Annotated in this window: 17 protein-coding genes; 11 read left to right on the forward strand and 6 right to left on the reverse strand. The window is 73.1% G+C overall.

Translation table 11 applies throughout. From position 1 onward, the window contains the following. Nucleotides 1-40 precede the first annotated feature (40 nt). Nucleotides 41-1,327: a 5-aminolevulinate synthase gene (gene hemA / locus MFF04_RS02485; RefSeq protein WP_283206340.1), complete on the reverse strand. Its 1,287-nt coding sequence runs from the start codon at nt 1,325-1,327 to the stop codon at nt 41-43. A 361-nt stretch (nt 1,328-1,688) separates the two neighbouring features. Here hemA and MFF04_RS02490 point away from each other — a divergent pair, with 361 nt between their 5' ends. Both MFF04_RS02490 and murA read left to right on the forward strand, forming a co-directional pair. Further along, nucleotides 1,689-1,835 (forward strand): hypothetical protein, encoded by a 147-nt coding sequence (locus MFF04_RS02490; protein WP_238273907.1) that lies wholly within the window; start codon nt 1,689-1,691, stop codon nt 1,833-1,835. A 122-nt stretch (nt 1,836-1,957) separates the two neighbouring features. After that, entirely contained in the window at nt 1,958-3,247 is a 1,290-nt protein-coding gene (murA, locus tag MFF04_RS02495; RefSeq protein ID WP_238273908.1) for a UDP-N-acetylglucosamine 1-carboxyvinyltransferase, read from the forward strand. 21 nt (nt 3,248-3,268) lie between these two features. Here the strand turns inward: murA and MFF04_RS02500 are convergent, their stop codons facing one another. Next, nucleotides 3,269-3,517, reverse strand: coding sequence for a hypothetical protein (locus tag MFF04_RS02500; RefSeq protein WP_238273930.1), 249 nt, complete (start codon nt 3,515-3,517; stop codon nt 3,269-3,271). 161 nt (nt 3,518-3,678) lie between these two features. Next, nucleotides 3,679-5,154 (reverse strand): methyl-accepting chemotaxis protein, encoded by a 1,476-nt coding sequence (locus MFF04_RS02505; protein WP_238273909.1) that lies wholly within the window; start codon nt 5,152-5,154, stop codon nt 3,679-3,681. Between the two features lie 327 nt (nt 5,155-5,481). Here MFF04_RS02505 and MFF04_RS02510 point away from each other — a divergent pair, with 327 nt between their 5' ends. The 4 genes from MFF04_RS02510 to MFF04_RS02525 are packed head-to-tail and all read left to right on the forward strand — an operon-like array spanning nt 5,482 to nt 8,317. After that, on the forward strand, nt 5,482-5,925 hold the full coding sequence (locus tag MFF04_RS02510) for a DUF2948 family protein (protein WP_238273910.1): 444 nt from the start codon (nt 5,482-5,484) through the stop codon (nt 5,923-5,925). A 39-nt stretch (nt 5,926-5,964) separates the two neighbouring features. Continuing rightward, nucleotides 5,965-7,260, forward strand: coding sequence for a histidinol dehydrogenase (gene hisD / locus MFF04_RS02515; protein ID WP_238273911.1), 1,296 nt, complete (start codon nt 5,965-5,967; stop codon nt 7,258-7,260). 16 nt (nt 7,261-7,276) lie between these two features. After that, nucleotides 7,277-7,792, forward strand: a complete 516-nt coding sequence (locus MFF04_RS02520) for a UPF0262 family protein (RefSeq protein ID WP_238273912.1) — start codon at nt 7,277-7,279, stop codon at nt 7,790-7,792. 51 nt (nt 7,793-7,843) lie between these two features. Further along, entirely contained in the window at nt 7,844-8,317 is a 474-nt protein-coding gene (locus MFF04_RS02525; RefSeq protein ID WP_238273913.1) for an arsenate-mycothiol transferase ArsC, read from the forward strand. Here MFF04_RS02525 and MFF04_RS02530 read toward each other — a convergent pair. Next, entirely contained in the window at nt 8,295-9,161 is an 867-nt protein-coding gene (locus MFF04_RS02530) for a C40 family peptidase (RefSeq protein ID WP_238273914.1), read from the reverse strand. The two genes, MFF04_RS02525 and MFF04_RS02530, sit on opposite strands and share 23 nt — an antisense overlap. 181 nt (nt 9,162-9,342) lie before the next feature. Between MFF04_RS02530 and MFF04_RS02535 the strand changes: the two genes are divergently transcribed. Further along, the gene (locus tag MFF04_RS02535) at nt 9,343-9,681 is read left to right on the forward strand and encodes a hypothetical protein (protein WP_238273915.1); all 339 of its coding nucleotides are present in this window, start codon (nt 9,343-9,345) and stop codon (nt 9,679-9,681) included. Nucleotides 9,682-9,688: 7 nt separating this feature from the next. Here MFF04_RS02535 and MFF04_RS02540 read toward each other — a convergent pair whose 3' ends face one another. Together MFF04_RS02540 and MFF04_RS02545 are read right to left on the reverse strand one after the other, a co-directional pair. Beyond that, nucleotides 9,689-10,378 (reverse strand): SDR family oxidoreductase, encoded by a 690-nt coding sequence (locus MFF04_RS02540; protein ID WP_238273916.1) that lies wholly within the window; start codon nt 10,376-10,378, stop codon nt 9,689-9,691. A gap of 67 nt (nt 10,379-10,445) precedes the next feature. Further along, entirely contained in the window at nt 10,446-11,162 is a 717-nt protein-coding gene (locus MFF04_RS02545) for an MgtC/SapB family protein (RefSeq protein WP_238273917.1), read from the reverse strand. Nucleotides 11,163-11,455: 293 nt separating this feature from the next. Between MFF04_RS02545 and MFF04_RS02550 the strand changes: the two genes are divergently transcribed. The 4 genes from MFF04_RS02550 to MFF04_RS02565 form a co-directional block, all read left to right on the forward strand. Then, entirely contained in the window at nt 11,456-12,469 is a 1,014-nt protein-coding gene (locus tag MFF04_RS02550) for an AAA family ATPase (RefSeq protein WP_238273918.1), read from the forward strand. Nucleotide 12,470: 1 nt separating this feature from the next. Further along, nucleotides 12,471-13,400, forward strand: a complete 930-nt coding sequence (locus tag MFF04_RS02555; protein ID WP_238273919.1) for a DUF58 domain-containing protein — start codon at nt 12,471-12,473, stop codon at nt 13,398-13,400. A gap of 9 nt (nt 13,401-13,409) precedes the next feature. After that, complete coding sequence (locus MFF04_RS02560) at nt 13,410-13,874, forward strand: DUF4381 domain-containing protein (RefSeq protein ID WP_238273920.1); 465 nt, start codon at nt 13,410-13,412, stop codon at nt 13,872-13,874. After that, nucleotides 13,871-14,787: VWA domain-containing protein (locus MFF04_RS02565; protein ID WP_238273921.1), on the forward strand; the 917-nt coding region annotated here is incomplete at its 3' end. The genes MFF04_RS02560 and MFF04_RS02565, both read left to right, overlap by 4 nt.

The following is a 14,787-nucleotide window of genomic DNA, read 5'->3' on the forward strand; positions in this document are numbered from 1 at the left end:
GTACAGCGATCACGGCCCCGCTTGCAACGGTGTCGCTTGCCTACTCCGCCGCCTCGACGAAGATCGTGCCGGCCCGCGGCAGGTCGAGCGTGTCCCACGTCTCGGCGAGCGCCGCGGTGAGCCTCTGGATATGGGCGTCGTCGTGGAAGGGGGAGGGCGTGATCCGCAGCCGCTCGGTGCCGCGGGGCACGGTCGGGTAGTTGATCGGCTGGATGTAGATGGCGTGGTGCTCGAGCAGGTGGTCGGCGGCCGCCTTGCAGAGCTCGGCGTCGCCCACCATCACCGGCACGATGTGGGTCTCGGTGTGCAGCACCGGCAGGCCGGCGGCGTCGAGCGCCGCACGGGTGCGGGTGGCCTGGCGCTGGTGGGCGGCCCGCTCGGCGCCCGAATGCTTGAGGTAGCGCACCGAGGCGCGGGCGGCGGCGGCCACCGCCGGCGGCAGGGCGGTGGTGAAGATGAAGCCCGGCGCGAAGCTGCGCACCGCGTCGCAGAGCACCGCCGAGCCGGTGATGTAGCCGCCCACGCAGCCGAAGCCCTTGGCGAGCGTGCCCTCGATCACGTCGACCCGGTCCATGACCCCGTCGCGCTCGGCGATGCCCGCGCCCCGCTCGCCGTAGAGTCCCACCGCGTGGACCTCGTCGAGATAGGTCATCGCCCCGTAGCGGTCGGCGAGGTCGCAGATCTTCCCGATCGGCGCCACGTCGCCGTCCATCGAGTAGACCGACTCGAACACGATCAGCTTCGGCCGGTCGCCGGCCTCGATCAGCAGCTCCTCGAGATGGGCGAGGTCGTTGTGGCGGAAGATGCGCTTCTCGCAGCCGGAATGGCGCACGCCCTCGATCATCGAGTTGTGGTTGAAGGCGTCCGACAGGATCACGCAGTTCGGGATCAGCTTGGCGATCGTCGAGATGCCGGCCTGGTTCGAGACGTAGCCCGAGGTGAAGACCAGACCCGCCTCCTTGCCGTGGAGGTCGGCGAGCTCGCGCTCGAGGTCGACCAGCGGCGAGGTGTTGCCGGCGATGTTGCGGGTGCCGCCCGCCCCGACGCCGCAGCGCCTGGCGGTCTCGGTCATGGCGCCGATCACCTCCGGGTGCTGGCCCATGCCGAGATAGTCGTTGGAGCACCACACGGTGATCTCGCGGGCCGAGCCGTCCCCGCGCCGCCAGCGCGCCGTCGGGAACCGCCCCGCGATCCGCTCGATGTCCGCGAACACCCGGTAGCGCCGCTCCCCGTGCAGACGCCCCAGCGCGGAGCGGAAATGACCCTCGTAGGTCGCACGGCCCTGGCTCTCGCGCGTGCCGCCTCCGCCGCCCTCGGTTCCCGTGATCGCGGCCTTGAGATGGGGTGTCGTCGCGGACGTACGGTTCACGAGGCTGTCCTTCGTCGCGTGAGGCTGGCCGGGAGGTCCGTCGGGACCGCCGGGGCGAGATCGCGCGTGGGGCCGGCCGTCGGGTTCGGCCCCGGCACGTCGGGCGGGGGCCCGCGATGCCCGATCTCGTCGGTGAAAGGGATCGGTGGAGGGTTCTCGTCGTTTCGTCGGAGCCCACCATAGAGCTTGACTTGGAATGGGTTCAAGGTGAGCCGTGCAATCCACCTCTGCACCTTGGCGGTGCGGTGTGGGAAGATGCGCCGGCAACCGGGCGACGAAGCGTCACGCCCGGCGCGACGCGCAGGAGCGGCGGACGGGGATGACGGCAGCCGGCAAGGGTGACGCGGCGCGGGCGGAGCGGCTGAAGGCGGCGCTGCGCGAGAACCTGCGCCGGCGCAAGGCGCAGGGCCGCGCCCGCGCCGAGACCGGGGCGCCGCCACAGGCCGAGACCGAGCGCGACGGATGAACGGGAATCCCTTTTCCGCCGCAACTCCCGTATAGCCGCGAGCTTGACCGCGCGCCCGAACCGGCGCCGCGGCCGCCCCGCGCCGAGGTCGGCCCCGGGGACGGCCCAGGGGACCCGAGACGATGGACCGCATCCACATCACCGGCGGCGCGCCGCTCAACGGCGTCATCCCGATCTCGGGGGCCAAGAACGCGGCCCTGCCGCTGATGATCGCCAGCCTGATGACCGGCGAGACCCTGGAGCTCGTCAACGTGCCCCGGCTCGCCGACATCGCCGCGCTCCTGCGCATCCTCGGAAACCACGGCGTCGACCACATGGTCGTCGGCAAGCGGCCGGGCCAGACGACGGAGACCGGGCAGACGCTGCGGCTCACCGCCTCCAACGTCATCGACACCACGGCGCCCTACGAGCTTGTCTCGACCATGCGCGCGAGCTTCTGGGTGATCGCGCCGCTGCTCGCCCGCTTCGGCGAGGCGCGGGTCTCGATGCCCGGCGGCTGCGCCATCGGCACGCGGCCCGTCGACCTGCTCCTCATGGCGATGGAGCGGCTGGGCGCCAAGATCGAGATCGACGGCGGCTACGTGGTCGCCAAGACCAAGAACGGCCTGCGCGGCGGCGAGATCAGCTTCCCGAAGGTCACGGTCGGCGGCACCCATGTGGCGCTGATGGCCGCCGCGCTCGCCGACGGCAGCACGCTGATCGAGAACGCCGCCCGCGAGCCGGAGGTGGTCGACCTCGCCGACTGCCTCACCAAGATGGGCGCGCGGATCAAGGGCGCCGGCACGCCGCGGATCGAGATCGAGGGCGTCTCCCGCCTGTCAGGTGCCCGCCACACGGTGCTGCCTGACCGGATCGAGACCGGCACCTACGCCATGGCGGTGGCGATGACCGGCGGCGACGTGATCCTCGAGAACACCCGCGCCGACCTGTTGCACTCCGCTCTCGACGTGCTCGCGACCACGGGCGCCGAGATCACGTCGGTCGAGGACGGCATCCGGGTGCGCCGCAACGGGGCCGGCATCGCCGCCGTCGACGTGACGACGGACCCGTTCCCGGGCTTCCCCACCGACCTCCAGGCGCAGTTCATGGCGCTGATGACGCTCGCCAAGGGCCGCTCGAACATCCGCGAGACGATCTTCGAGAACCGCTTCATGCACGTGCAGGAGCTCGCCCGCCTCGGCGCGAAGATCCGCCTCGAGGGTGATCTCGCCGTCGTCGAGGGCGTCGAGCGCCTGAAGGGCGCGCCGGTGATGGCCACGGACCTGCGCGCCTCGGTCTCGCTGGTGATCGCGGGCCTCGCCGCGGAGGGCGAGACCCAGATCAACCGCGTCTACCACCTCGACCGCGGCTTCGAGGCGCTCGAAGCCAAGCTCGGCCGCTGCGGGGCGCAGATCGAGCGGGTCCGGGCCTGAGCCCGGCCCCGCGGGGCCGGATCAGCCGCCGATGGCGCCGCGCTTGAAGCCGAATCCCGGCACCTCGCAGCCGCAGGGGGCGTTGAACGGGGCGGGCCGCGTCATGCAGTTGCCCCGCGCCGTCACGCAGACGCTGCCGCGGCGGCCGTAGCCACGGGGACGGTCGTAGCGATCCTCGTCGTAGCGGCGGCGGCGCTCGTAGCGGTCCTCGTCGTAGCGCCGCTCGTAGCGGGGCCGGCCGTAGTCGTCGCCGTAGCCGTACTGGGCCATCGCCCCGCCGGCCCCTGCGAAAGAGCCGAGGGTGAGGGCGGCGAGGCCCGCAAGAAGGGTGCGCGTCACGTCTGAGGTCTCCGGTCGTCGGGTCCAGCCTGCAAGGTGGCGCAGGAACCCTGAACGTCCAGCAACAGCGGAGACCGTCGCGATCGGCCGTCTCAGGCGAGCGCGCGGGCCGCCTCGTTGACCTTGCGCACGGAAGCGTCGACCTGGTTGGTCGCCGCGGCGATCTCCTCCATGTGGCTGCGTACCTCGCGCACGCTCTCGGCGGCGGTCTGCATGTTCACGGACATGTCGCGGGTCACGGCGGACTGCTCGGCCACCGCCGAGGAGACGCTGAGCGAGATCTCGCTGAGGGACCGGATCGAGCGCGCGATCGCCTCGATGGCCGAGACCGCCTCGGCGGTGGCACCCTGCACGGCGTCGATCTGCGTGCCGATCTCCTCGGTCGCCCGCTGGGACTGGCCGGCGAGGGCCTTCACCTCGGAGGCCACCACCGCGAAGCCGCGGCCGGCCTCTCCGGCCCGCGCCGCCTCGATCGTCGCGTTGAGCGCGAGCAGGTTCGTCTGGTCGGCGATCGAGCGGATCAGCGTGACGGCCTCGCCGATGCGGCTGGCGGCGGCGGTAAGGCCGGAGACGATGCCGCTCGCCTCCTCGGCGCGCAGCACGGCCTCGTCGGCGCCGGTCTTGGCCTCGCTCGCGTGGCGGCTCAGCTCCTCGATGGAGGCGGCGAACTCCTCGGCGCCGGCGGCGACCGCCTGCACGTTGCCCGAGGTCTGGGCCGCGCTGTCGGTGGTGACGCGGGCCTGGCGGGCGACGTCGGACATGGCCTTGGTGATGTCGGCAATGTCGGCGTCGATGGCGCGCAGCCCCTCGGCGCGGCGGCGGCGGTCGTTGACCTCGCTGGTGACGTCGTTGGCGAACTTCACTACGGCGCAGGGCTTGCCCTCCGCATCGAGGACGGGATTGTAGGTGCCGAAGATCCAGACCTCGCCGCCCCCCTTGGCGACGCGCCGGAACTCGCCGGACTGGAACTCGCCCGAAGCCAGCGCCTTCCAGAAGGCGGCGTAGGCCGGGCTCTGGCGCTCCTCGGCGCTCACGAACAGGCTGTGGTGGCGCCCCTTGATCTCGTCGAGGCGGTAGCCGAGGGTCTTCAGGAAGTTCTCGTTGGCGTCGGTGACGGTGCCGTCGAGGGTGAAGTGGATCACGGCCTGGGAACGATTCACCGCCGCGATCTGGCCCTGATAGGCGGCATCGCGCAGCTTCTGCGCCGTGATGTCTGTGGCGAACTTGACGATCTTGATGACCTTTCCGCCGGGCCCCAGGATCGGGTTGTAGGAGGCCTGGATCCAGACGGCGCGGCCGTCCTTGGCCAAGCGCTTGAACTCCCGCGTCTGGAACTCGCCGCGCTTCAGCGCCGCCCAGAAGTCGCGGTAGGCCGCGCTCTCGCGCTCGGCCGGCGATACGAACTGGCTGTGATGGCGGCCGCGAACCTCGTCGAGGCCGTAGCCGAGCAGATCGAGGAAGCTCGCATTCGCCTGGAGGACGTTGCCCTCGGTATCGAACTCGATTCGCCCCTGCGAGCGGTCGAGCGCTTCGAGCACCGCCTTGTCCCGCGATCCGAACATCCGCATCAATCCCTCCTGCCCCACGACGGGGTTTGGCCGAAGCGAGCGGTCGACCCCACTCGTTCGATAGCGCGCGATCTATTCGATCGAGTAATGTGTAAATTAGTTAAGAAAACGAAAACCTCGATTTCTGACGAACAGGGATCGAATAAAGGCGATTCGACATTTCTTGCAACGAATACAACCTCAGATTTTGAGCAAGACAGGTTTCGCGATCTCAGGTCGGACATGCGCCGCCGCCGTTGCCGCGCCCGCCCCCGGCCGCTACCTAGCGGGCATCCCGCCGGGCCCCGCCGCCCGGTCCCGTCAGCCCCTGAGAAGCGCGCATCCTCCATGGAGCTCCTCCGGCTCGCCGCCCTCGACGCCGACGATCTGACGATCGTCTCGGCCCATCTCCAGGACGCGCTCCTGCGGACGGGCGACATCGTGTTCCTGCCTGCCGAGCGCCGCTTCGTGCTGTCCCTGCGCCGCTTCGACTGGGAGGCGCCGGCGGGCGCCCCCCCGCGGCGGCGGCTGGCGGGCGCGCATTTCGAGCGGGTGCTCGCCGCCCGCAGCCGCGGCCTGCCGGCGGACCCCGACGCGACCCTGAGCCTGCTCTCGATCACCTTCGAGCCCGGCGAGGCCCCCTCCGGCACCGCGATCCTGACCTTCGCCGGGGGGGCGGTGATCGCCCTCGACCTCGAATGCGTCGAGATGCGGCTGAAGGATCTCGGGCCGGTCTGGGAGGCGGAGAGCCGGCCGTCGCACGTTCCCGCCCCGGAGCCCGGCGCCGCCTGACCGGCGCCCCCGCACGCAATCCGCTAAGGTCCCCCCACGATGGTCCGCCTCGACAGCAGCAGCCCCGGCTTCCGGGACGACTTCGCCCGCCTCCTCACTGTCAAGCGCGAGATCGCCGAGGACGTGGACGAGACGGTCCGCGAGATCATCGCCGGCGTCGTCCGGGGCGGCGACGCGGCGCTCGTCGACTACACCCGCCGCCTCGACCGGCACGGAGCCGAACTCACCGCCGCGCGCATCCGGGTGGGCGAGGACGAGATCGAGGCCGCGATCCGGGACTGCCCGGCGGAGGCCCTCGATGCGCTCCGCTTCGCCGCCGAGCGCATCGAGAGCTTTCACGCGCAGCAGGTGCCGTCCGACCATCTCGGCACGGATGCGCTCGGCGTGACCTCCGGCTGGCGCTGGACGGCGCTCGAATCGGTCGGGCTCTACGTGCCCGGCGGCACGGCGAGCTACCCGTCCTCGGTGCTGATGAACGCGCTCCCCGCCCGGGTCGCGGGCGTGCCGCGCCTCGTCATGGCCGTACCGATGCCCGAGGGCCAGGTGAACCCGCTGGTGCTCGCCGCCGCGCGGATCTGCGGCGTCCACGAGGTCTACCGGGTCGGGGGCGCCCAGGCCGTGGCGGCGCTCGCCTACGGCACCGAGACCATCGCCCCCGTGGCCAAGATCGTCGGGCCGGGCAACGCCTGGGTGGCTGCCGCCAAGCGCCGGGTGTTCGGGCAGGTCGGCATCGACATGATCGCCGGTCCCTCCGAGGTGCTGATCCTCGCCGACGGCGAGGCCAACCCGGACTGGGTCGCCGCCGACCTCCTCGCCCAGGCCGAGCACGATGCCGCCGCCCAGGCGATCCTGATCACCGACAGCCGCGATCTCGCCGACGCCGTCGAGGCGGCGGTGGAGCGGGCGCTCGCCGTCCTGCCCCGCGCCGAGATCGCCCGGGCGAGCTGGCGCGACTACGGGGCGATCGTGGTGGTGGACGACCTCCATGGGGCGGTGCCCCTCGTCGACGCCATCGCGCCGGAGCACTTGGAGATCGAAACGGCGGACGCGGACGAACTCGCCGCCAAGGTCCGCAACGCCGGGGCGATCTTCCTCGGCGCTCATACGCCCGAGGCCATCGGCGACTATGTCGGCGGCCCCAACCACGTGCTGCCGACCGCCCGCTCCGCCCGCTTCTCCTCGGGGCTCGGCGTCATCGATTTCATGAAGCGCACCACGATCCTGCGCTGCGGGCCGGAGAGCTTGCGGGCGCTCGGCCCGGCGGCGATAACGCTCGGCCGGTCGGAGGGGCTGGAGGGGCATGCCCGCTCCGTCGCGATCCGCCTGAACCTCTAGGCCAGGGAGCATCGCGATGTCGGGGGCGGCCGAAGCGAAGAACGAGGGAAGCCCGGGCGCGAAGGGTAACGACCGCCTCGTGGCGGTGAGCCTCGACGAGGATTCGATCGGCCGCGGCAACCTCGACCAGGAGCACGAGCGCGCCATCGCGATCTTCGACATCCTGGAGGAGAACCACTTCGCGATCCCCGGCCGCGACGGCGGCCCCTACGCGCTGCGACTCGGCCTCGTGGAGAACAAGCTCTCCTTCGCGATCGCCACCCAGGCCGGCGAGCCGGTGATCACCCACCTCCTGTCGCTGACGCCGTTCCGGCGGGTGATCCGCGACTACGAGATGATCTGCGAGAGCTACTTCAACGCCATCCGCACCGCCTCGCCGACCCAGATCGAGGCGATCGACATGGGCCGGCGCGGCGTCCACAACGAGGCCGCCGAGACGCTCAAGGCCCGGCTCGAAGGCAAGATCGACGTCGACTACGACACCGCGCGGCGCCTCTTCACCCTCGTCTTCGCCCTGCACTGGAAGGGCTGAGGCCGATGCCCGCCCCCCTCCTGCCCGCTGCCGCGCGGTCGCGGGCCGGGCATGGCTGAGCCGGGCCCGCCGGGAGCGGCGCCTTCGGGCCGCCGCATCCAGTCCGTCCTGTTCATGTGCAACTTCAACGCCGTCCGTTCGCTGGCGGCGGAGGCGGTGGCGCGCCACTACTTCGGCAAGTCCGTCTACGTGCAGTCGGCGGGCGTGCGCTCGGGCGAGCCCGCCGACCCGTTCATGCTCGCCGCCCTCGACGAGATCGGCATCGACGCGAGCAAGCACCGCCCCCGCACCCTCGAGGAGCTGGAGGAGTGGGAGGGGCTGAACTTCGACCTGATCATCACCCTGGCGCCGGAGGCCCACCACGCCGCCCTGGAGGTGACGCGGACCGTCGCCGTCGACGTCGAGTACTGGCCGACCCCCGACCCGACCCTGATGGAGGAGGCCTCCCGCGAGCAGCGCCTCGACGCCTACCGGGACGTGCGCGACGGCCTGATCTTCCGCATCAAGAAGCGGCTGAAGGCGTGATCCGCCGGAACGCGGTGACGGCGCCGTAGCTCTTCTCGGCGATCCGCGCGATCGCCCCGGCCAGCGGCTCGACGGCGACCGCCATGTGGTGCCCGTTGGCGTGGATGAGGGTGCCGGCGTCGAGCATCAGCCCGACATGCCCGCGCCAGAACACGAGGTCGCCCCGCCGAAGGCCCTCGGGATCGTCGGGCAGGCGCGCGCCGAGCGCCCGCTCCTGCTGGTCGGTGTCGCGAGGGCAGGGCAGGCCGGCGAGCTCGAGGCAGAGCTGCACGAGGCCCGAGCAGTCGAGCCCGAGGCTTGTGCGCCCGCCCCAGAGATAGGGCACGCCGACGAGCCGCTCGGCGGTGCCCGCCCAGTCCGGCGCCCACCGGTCGAGGGGCTCGCAATGGGCGGCGAAGACCCAAAGCCCCTCCCCGACCCGCAGGAAGTCGCCGGACCGCTCGTGGGCGTGGACCTTCGATCCGAGCCCGAGATGCCCCCGGTTCGGCCGCTTCATGTCGGGGGCCGGGTAGACGAAGGTGCGGATCGCCGTGATCCGGTGATCCGGCTCCGGGTCGGCGGGTCCGAGGCTCTCCGAGGGCAGGTAGCCGACATAGCCGTCGCGCAGGAGCTGGACGAAGGCGAAGCCGTCCCGCTCGTCGTAGAGCGCGGCGGCCTCGCCCATCACCGCCTCGGTGTCGAGTCCGGCCTCCGGCGAGGGACGGCGGCGCAGCGGCGCGCTCTCCACCGCCACCCGCCGGGGCCGCGCCTCGACGAAGGTCTGCGCCTCGACCCGGCCCTTCAGGCGGATGTCGGCGAGATCGGGCCGGGCGGGGGTGGTGCGCGGGTCGGAGAGGTCCGTCATGGCCCCGTTCGTAGACCCGGCCGGCGCGGGGCGGCAATGCGTCCGTCATGGCCGCGACGAACGGAATGCATCCTGCATCCAGGCTCGCGCTGCATGGCAGGCGCGTGCGCCGCGCGTTTCGGTGCAGTGCACAATCGGGCGTTTCCACGCTACGTTGTCGTCGATGAGCGCGAGTCGAGCCATGAAGAAGCCGCGGGTATCGCACGCCGATCTGCCGCCGATCCGGGTGCGGCGGGAGCCGCCGACCGTCGCCGAGGCGGTCTCGGCCGCCCAGGACCTCGCCGACGAGGTCGAGCAGCAGGTCGAGATCGCCGCCGGCCTGATCGGCCTGTCCCCTGACGAGGTGCGCCCGCACGTGCTCGCGGCGGCCAAGCCCCGCGCCGACCGGCTGCCGGAGCGCTTCCTCACCGCCGCCGGCCCAAACCGGGCGCCGCGCACCGTCGTGGTCGAGCGCCGCAGCCGCCCGGCGGTGGTGGTGGTGGAGCGCCGGACCCGGCCGACCCTCGAGCCCCGGCGCTGAGGGCGCCCTACCAGGGCAGCGTCTCGCCCCGGTAGTCGAGATAGGCGAGGCCCGGCCGCCCGAGGCGTGCCTCGATCACCTCCGCGAGGCCCCGGGCACTCGTAGCCACGTCGATGTCGGCGCCCTCCCCGCCCATGTCGGTCTCGACCCAGCCCGGATGGAGCAGCAGCAGGCTCGAGCCCGGATGCCGGGCCGCGAAGCTGCGGACGAGGGTGTTGAGCGCCGCCTTGCTCGCCCGGTAGATCTCCATGCCGCCGTCCTCGTTGCGCGCGACGCTGCCGAGGATGGAGCTCATGAAGGCGAGCGTGCCGCCCTCCGCCAGCGACGGCCGGAAGGTCTCGGCGAAGCGCAGCGGGCTTACCGCGTTGGTGAGAAGGATCCGCGCCGCCTCCTCGCGGGGGATCGTGTGGGCCACATCGTCGCCCTTGTCATCGCCCTTGGCCGCGACCCCGGCGACGACGAAGATCAGCCCGAAGCGCTCCCCCGCCAGACGGTCCCGCAGGGACGCGACGGACCCGTCGTCGTCGATGTCGACGGTCTCGACGCGGAGGCTCGTGCCCAGCCCCGCCAGCCCCGGCGAGGGGCTCCGCTGCGTGGCGGTGACCCGCCAGCCCCGGTCGAGGAAGACCCGCGCGAGCCCGAGGCCGAGGCCGCGGGAGGCGCCGACGATGAGGGCGTTCCGGCTTTCGGTCGTCATGCGCGCGCTCCGTATCGGGACCTTTCCCGGCCCCGGAGATGGGCTGCGCGGGCCCGGCGGAAAGGCCTCAGTCCGCCGTCTGCACCGACCAGGTGGCGTGGCGGATGCCCGGGGCGCGGGCGAGATCGGCGGTCACGGCGTCGAGCTCGGCGGCGGCCACCGCCGTCGCGGTGAGGGTCGCGACGACCTCCACCGCGTCCTCGCCGCGCTCCACCACCTCGATGCCGCCGACGGGATAGCTCGCCCGCTCCAGCCGCTCCACGAGGAGGTCGCGCACCGGCCCGGCATTGTCCGGGCTCGTCGTCGCCTGCACCTCGTAGGTCGCCTCGGTCGCCCCCTCGTCGATCGGGGTGCGGTTGATGGCGTTGACGAGCGGCCGCAGCAGCGTGTTGCCCGAGAGCACGGCGATCGTCACGAACAGCGACTCGAGGGGCAGGTCGGCCCCGGCGAAGGCGCCGACGGCGGCCGAGCACCAGAGCGTCGCGGCGGTGTTGAGGCCGCGGACGTTCATGCCCTCCTTCATGATCACGCCGGCACCGAGGAAGCCGATGCCGGAGATCACGTAGGCGACGGTGCGGGTGGCGCCGTCGCCGCCGGTCAGCCGCATGCCGAGGTCGACGAAGGCCGCCGCCCCCACCGCCACGAGCACGTTGGTGCGCAGGCCCGCTGTGCGCTGCCGGTACTGCCGCTCGGTGCCGATCAGCGTGCCCATGACGAAGGCGACGATCAGGCTGATCGCGGAGTTCAGGGTCTCCGGCAGCGGCGCGGACAGGAATGACAGCACGAACGCGTCCTCGACGGCGGCGGCCGGCGACCGCCCGGAGGGGCTCCATGTCTCCGTCCCGTGACGAAACGGTGACGCTTCGTCGCGCCCTCGCGATCGTGGGCGACCCGGCCGGCGGGCGGGATTGACGGACCGCGCGGGCAGGGGGCACACCAGCCTGGGGAGTTTCTAAGAAGCTCCGCCGAGGCCCGCAAAGGGCCCGACAAGGGGCGCGGCAGACGCCCCCGCCCTATCCGGGAGGAGCCGAGGATGCGAGCCAGGACACCGGCCCCCGCGCGGAGCGCCGCCCGCGCATGAGCGGCGCAGCGCTGGCCGAGCGCCAGACCTCACCCTCTGCCCCGCCCATCGACGCCGCGCTCCGCGCCCGCATCCTCGCCCTGAGGGACGGGCTGGAGCAGGGGCTCATCGGCTGCACGGGCCTCGTCGAGCGCCTGCTCATCGGGCTCCTCACCGGCGGTCACCTCCTGATCGAGGGCGCGCCGGGGCTCGCCAAGACCCGCGCGGTCAAGCGCCTCGCCGAGGGGCTCGACGGCAGCTTCGCGCGCATCCAGTGCACGCCGGACCTGATGCCCGCCGATCTCACCGGCACCACGGTCTGGCGCCAGGATTCCGGCGCGTTCGAGTTCCTGCCCGGCCCCCTGTTCCACTCGCTGGTCCTCGTGGACGAGGTGAACCGGGCGCCGCCGAAGGTGCAGTCGGCGCTCCTCGAGGCCATGGCCGAGAGCCAGATCACGGTGGCCGGCACCACGCGGCCGCTGCCCGACCCGTTCATGGTCGTCGCCACCCAGAACCCGATCGAGCACGCGGGCACCTTCCCCCTGCCGGAGGCCCAGCTCGACCGCTTCCTGCTGCACGTCGTCGTCGAGATGCCCGACGAGGCCAGCGAGCGCCGCATCCTCGACCTCGTCGAGGGCGAATTGAACCACCACGCCGATGCGATGCCGGTGCGGCTCTCGATCGCGGAGGTGCGCGCGGCCCGCGAGGCGGCGCTCGCCGTCTACGTCGCGCCGGCCCTCAAGGACTACCTCGTGCGCCTCGTGGCCGCGACCCGCACCGACGCCGCCGCGCCGGACCTCCGAGCCTCGATCGAGCACCCGGCCTCGCCGCGCGGGACGCTGGCGCTGATGGTCGCGGCCAAGGCCCGCGCCTACCTGCACGGGCGCGACCACGCCCTGCCGGAGGACGTGACGGCGCTCGCCGCCGACGCGCTCAGCCACCGCATCGGCCTGACCTGGCGGGCGGCCGCCGAGGGCCGCACCGCCCGCGGCCTCGTCGGCGGCCTCGTCGAGCGGGTACGGGCGCTCTAGGATGACGGCCAGCGCGGCCCCCTCGCCGGCCGACGCCTACGACGCGCCGGGCGTCCGCCTCTCGGGCGAGGCGCTGATGGGCCTGCGCCACCTCGCCCGCCGGGGCGTCTCGCCGGCCACTCGCACGCTGGCGGGTCTTCCCGGCGGCATCGTTACAAGGCGGCGCGGGCGCGGCTCCGAGCCCGACGACGTGCGCCTCTGGTCAGAGGGCGACGACGTGCGCCACATCGACCGCAACGCCACCGCCCGCACCGGCCAGCTCCACGTGCGCACCCACCACGACGAGCGCGACCGTGCCGTGGTGCTGGTGGCCGATTTCCGCCCCTCGATGCTGTTCGGCACCCGCCGGGCCCTGCGCTCGGTGGCGGCGGCGGAAGCGCTGGTGCTGCTCGGCTGGCGGATCGTCGGCGACGGCGGCCGCGTCGGGCTCGTCGTCGCCTCGGGGGGCGAGCCCACGGTGCTGCGCCCGGCCGGCGGCGAGCGGGCGATGACGGCGCTGACCGGCGCGCTCAGCGCGGCTCACGCTGCGGCGCTCGCCAGTGAAGGCACGGAGGACCCGCCGCTCGCGCCCCTCCTCGGCGTCGCCCACGGGCTGATGCCGTCCGGCGGCCATCTCGTCCTCGCCAGCGCCCTCGACGCGCCGGGCGAGGCGTTCGACGCGCAGCTCACCCTCGTCGCCGAGCGGCTCTCGGTGCGGCTGATCCTCGTCAGCGACAGGTTCGAGCGCGCCCGCCCGCCGGGCTTCTACCCCTTCGCCCTGCCCGACGGCCGGCGCGGGGCGGCCGAGGGCCTGCGCAACTCCGGCCGCGAGGAGGCCGACGCCCGGCTTGCGACTTACGCAGGACGCGGCATCGAGGGCCTGCGCCTCGACGTCGAGGCAGGTCCCGAGGCCTACGCCCCCCTGATGGAGCGCCTCGATGCGGTGCTGTGAGGAGCGGCGTTGAACCCCGCGGCCGATCTCTCCGGCTTGCGCGGCCTGCACCTGCCCGGCGACGCGGCGGGCGCCGTGCAGGGCGAGGTCGTGGCCGCCCTGATCCTCGGCTTTGCGGCAGCACTCCTCCTCGGCCTCGCCCGCACCCTCTGGGGGCGCCGGACCCGCAGCCTGCGGCGGACGGCGCTCGCGGAGCTCGCCGCCTCCCGCGGGCTCGATCCCGACGCGCGGCTCCTGGCGCAGGCGCATCTGCTACGCCGCCTCGCCCGCACCGTCGAGGGCGAGGCCGCCTCGGGCGAACGGGGCGAGGCCTGGGCCACCCGCCTCGACCGGCTGCTCGCGACCGACTTCTTCACCAGAGGCGCCGGCCGCGCCCTCGCAGAGGGGCTCTACCGCCCCCGCGCCGCCGACCCCGCACAGCTCGACGCGGAGCTCGGCCGCCTCATCGCCGGCGCGAGGTTGAAGCCCCGATGAGCGCGCTCGCGACGGCGCTGAGCGCCTGGCTCTCGGCCTTCGATTTCGCGGCGCCCTTCGCGCTGCTGCTGCTGCCCCTGCCCCTCCTCGCCGGAACGATGCTGCCGGCGGAGCGGGCGGGCGGGGCCGGCGCCCTCGTCGTGCCGGCCTCCCTCGTCGCGCGGGGCCGAACGGCGGAGTCCGGCATCGCCCGCGGCCGGGGCCGACGCTGGCTCACCTGGGGGGTGTGGATCGGCCTCGTCGCGGCGCTGGCCGGCCCCCGCCTCGTGCTGCCGGCCCGTGCTCTGCCCGCCTCGGGGCGCGAGATCGTGCTCGCCATGGACCTCTCCGGCTCGATGGAGCGGCGCGACTTCGCCCTCGACGGCCAGACCGTCTCGCGCCTGGAGGCGGTGAAGCGGATCGGGGCCGACTTCATCCGGCGCCGCGCCGGCGACCGCATCGGCCTCGTGATCTTCGCCGACCAGGCCTACGTCGCCGCGAGCCCGAGCTTCGACACCGCCACCGTCGCCCGCGCCCTGGAGGAGGCGACGATCGGTCTCGTCGGCCGCTCGACGGGCATCGGCGACGGGCTCGGGCTGGCGCTGCGCCGCCTCGACACCGACGCCCCGGAGGAGGCGCGGACCGGCGCGGCGGCGCGCGGAAAGGTCGTGATCCTGCTCTCGGACGGAGCCAACAACGCCGGCCAGACCGCCCCGCTGGACGTGGCCGGCCTCGCCAAGGAACTCGGCATCCGGGTCCACACCATCGCGCTCGGCCCCCGCGACCTCGCCAATGCCGAGGGCGAGCAGGACGTGGTCGACACCGAGACGCTGCGCGCCATGGCCGAGACCAGCGGCGGCCGCGCCTTCCGGGTGAAGACCACGGAGGACCTCGCGGCGGTTGCCGCCTCCATCGACGCTCTGGAGGGCGGCCT

The organism is Methylobacterium jeotgali (assembly GCF_022179345.1).
GTDB lineage: Bacteria > Pseudomonadota > Alphaproteobacteria > Rhizobiales > Beijerinckiaceae > Methylobacterium > Methylobacterium jeotgali.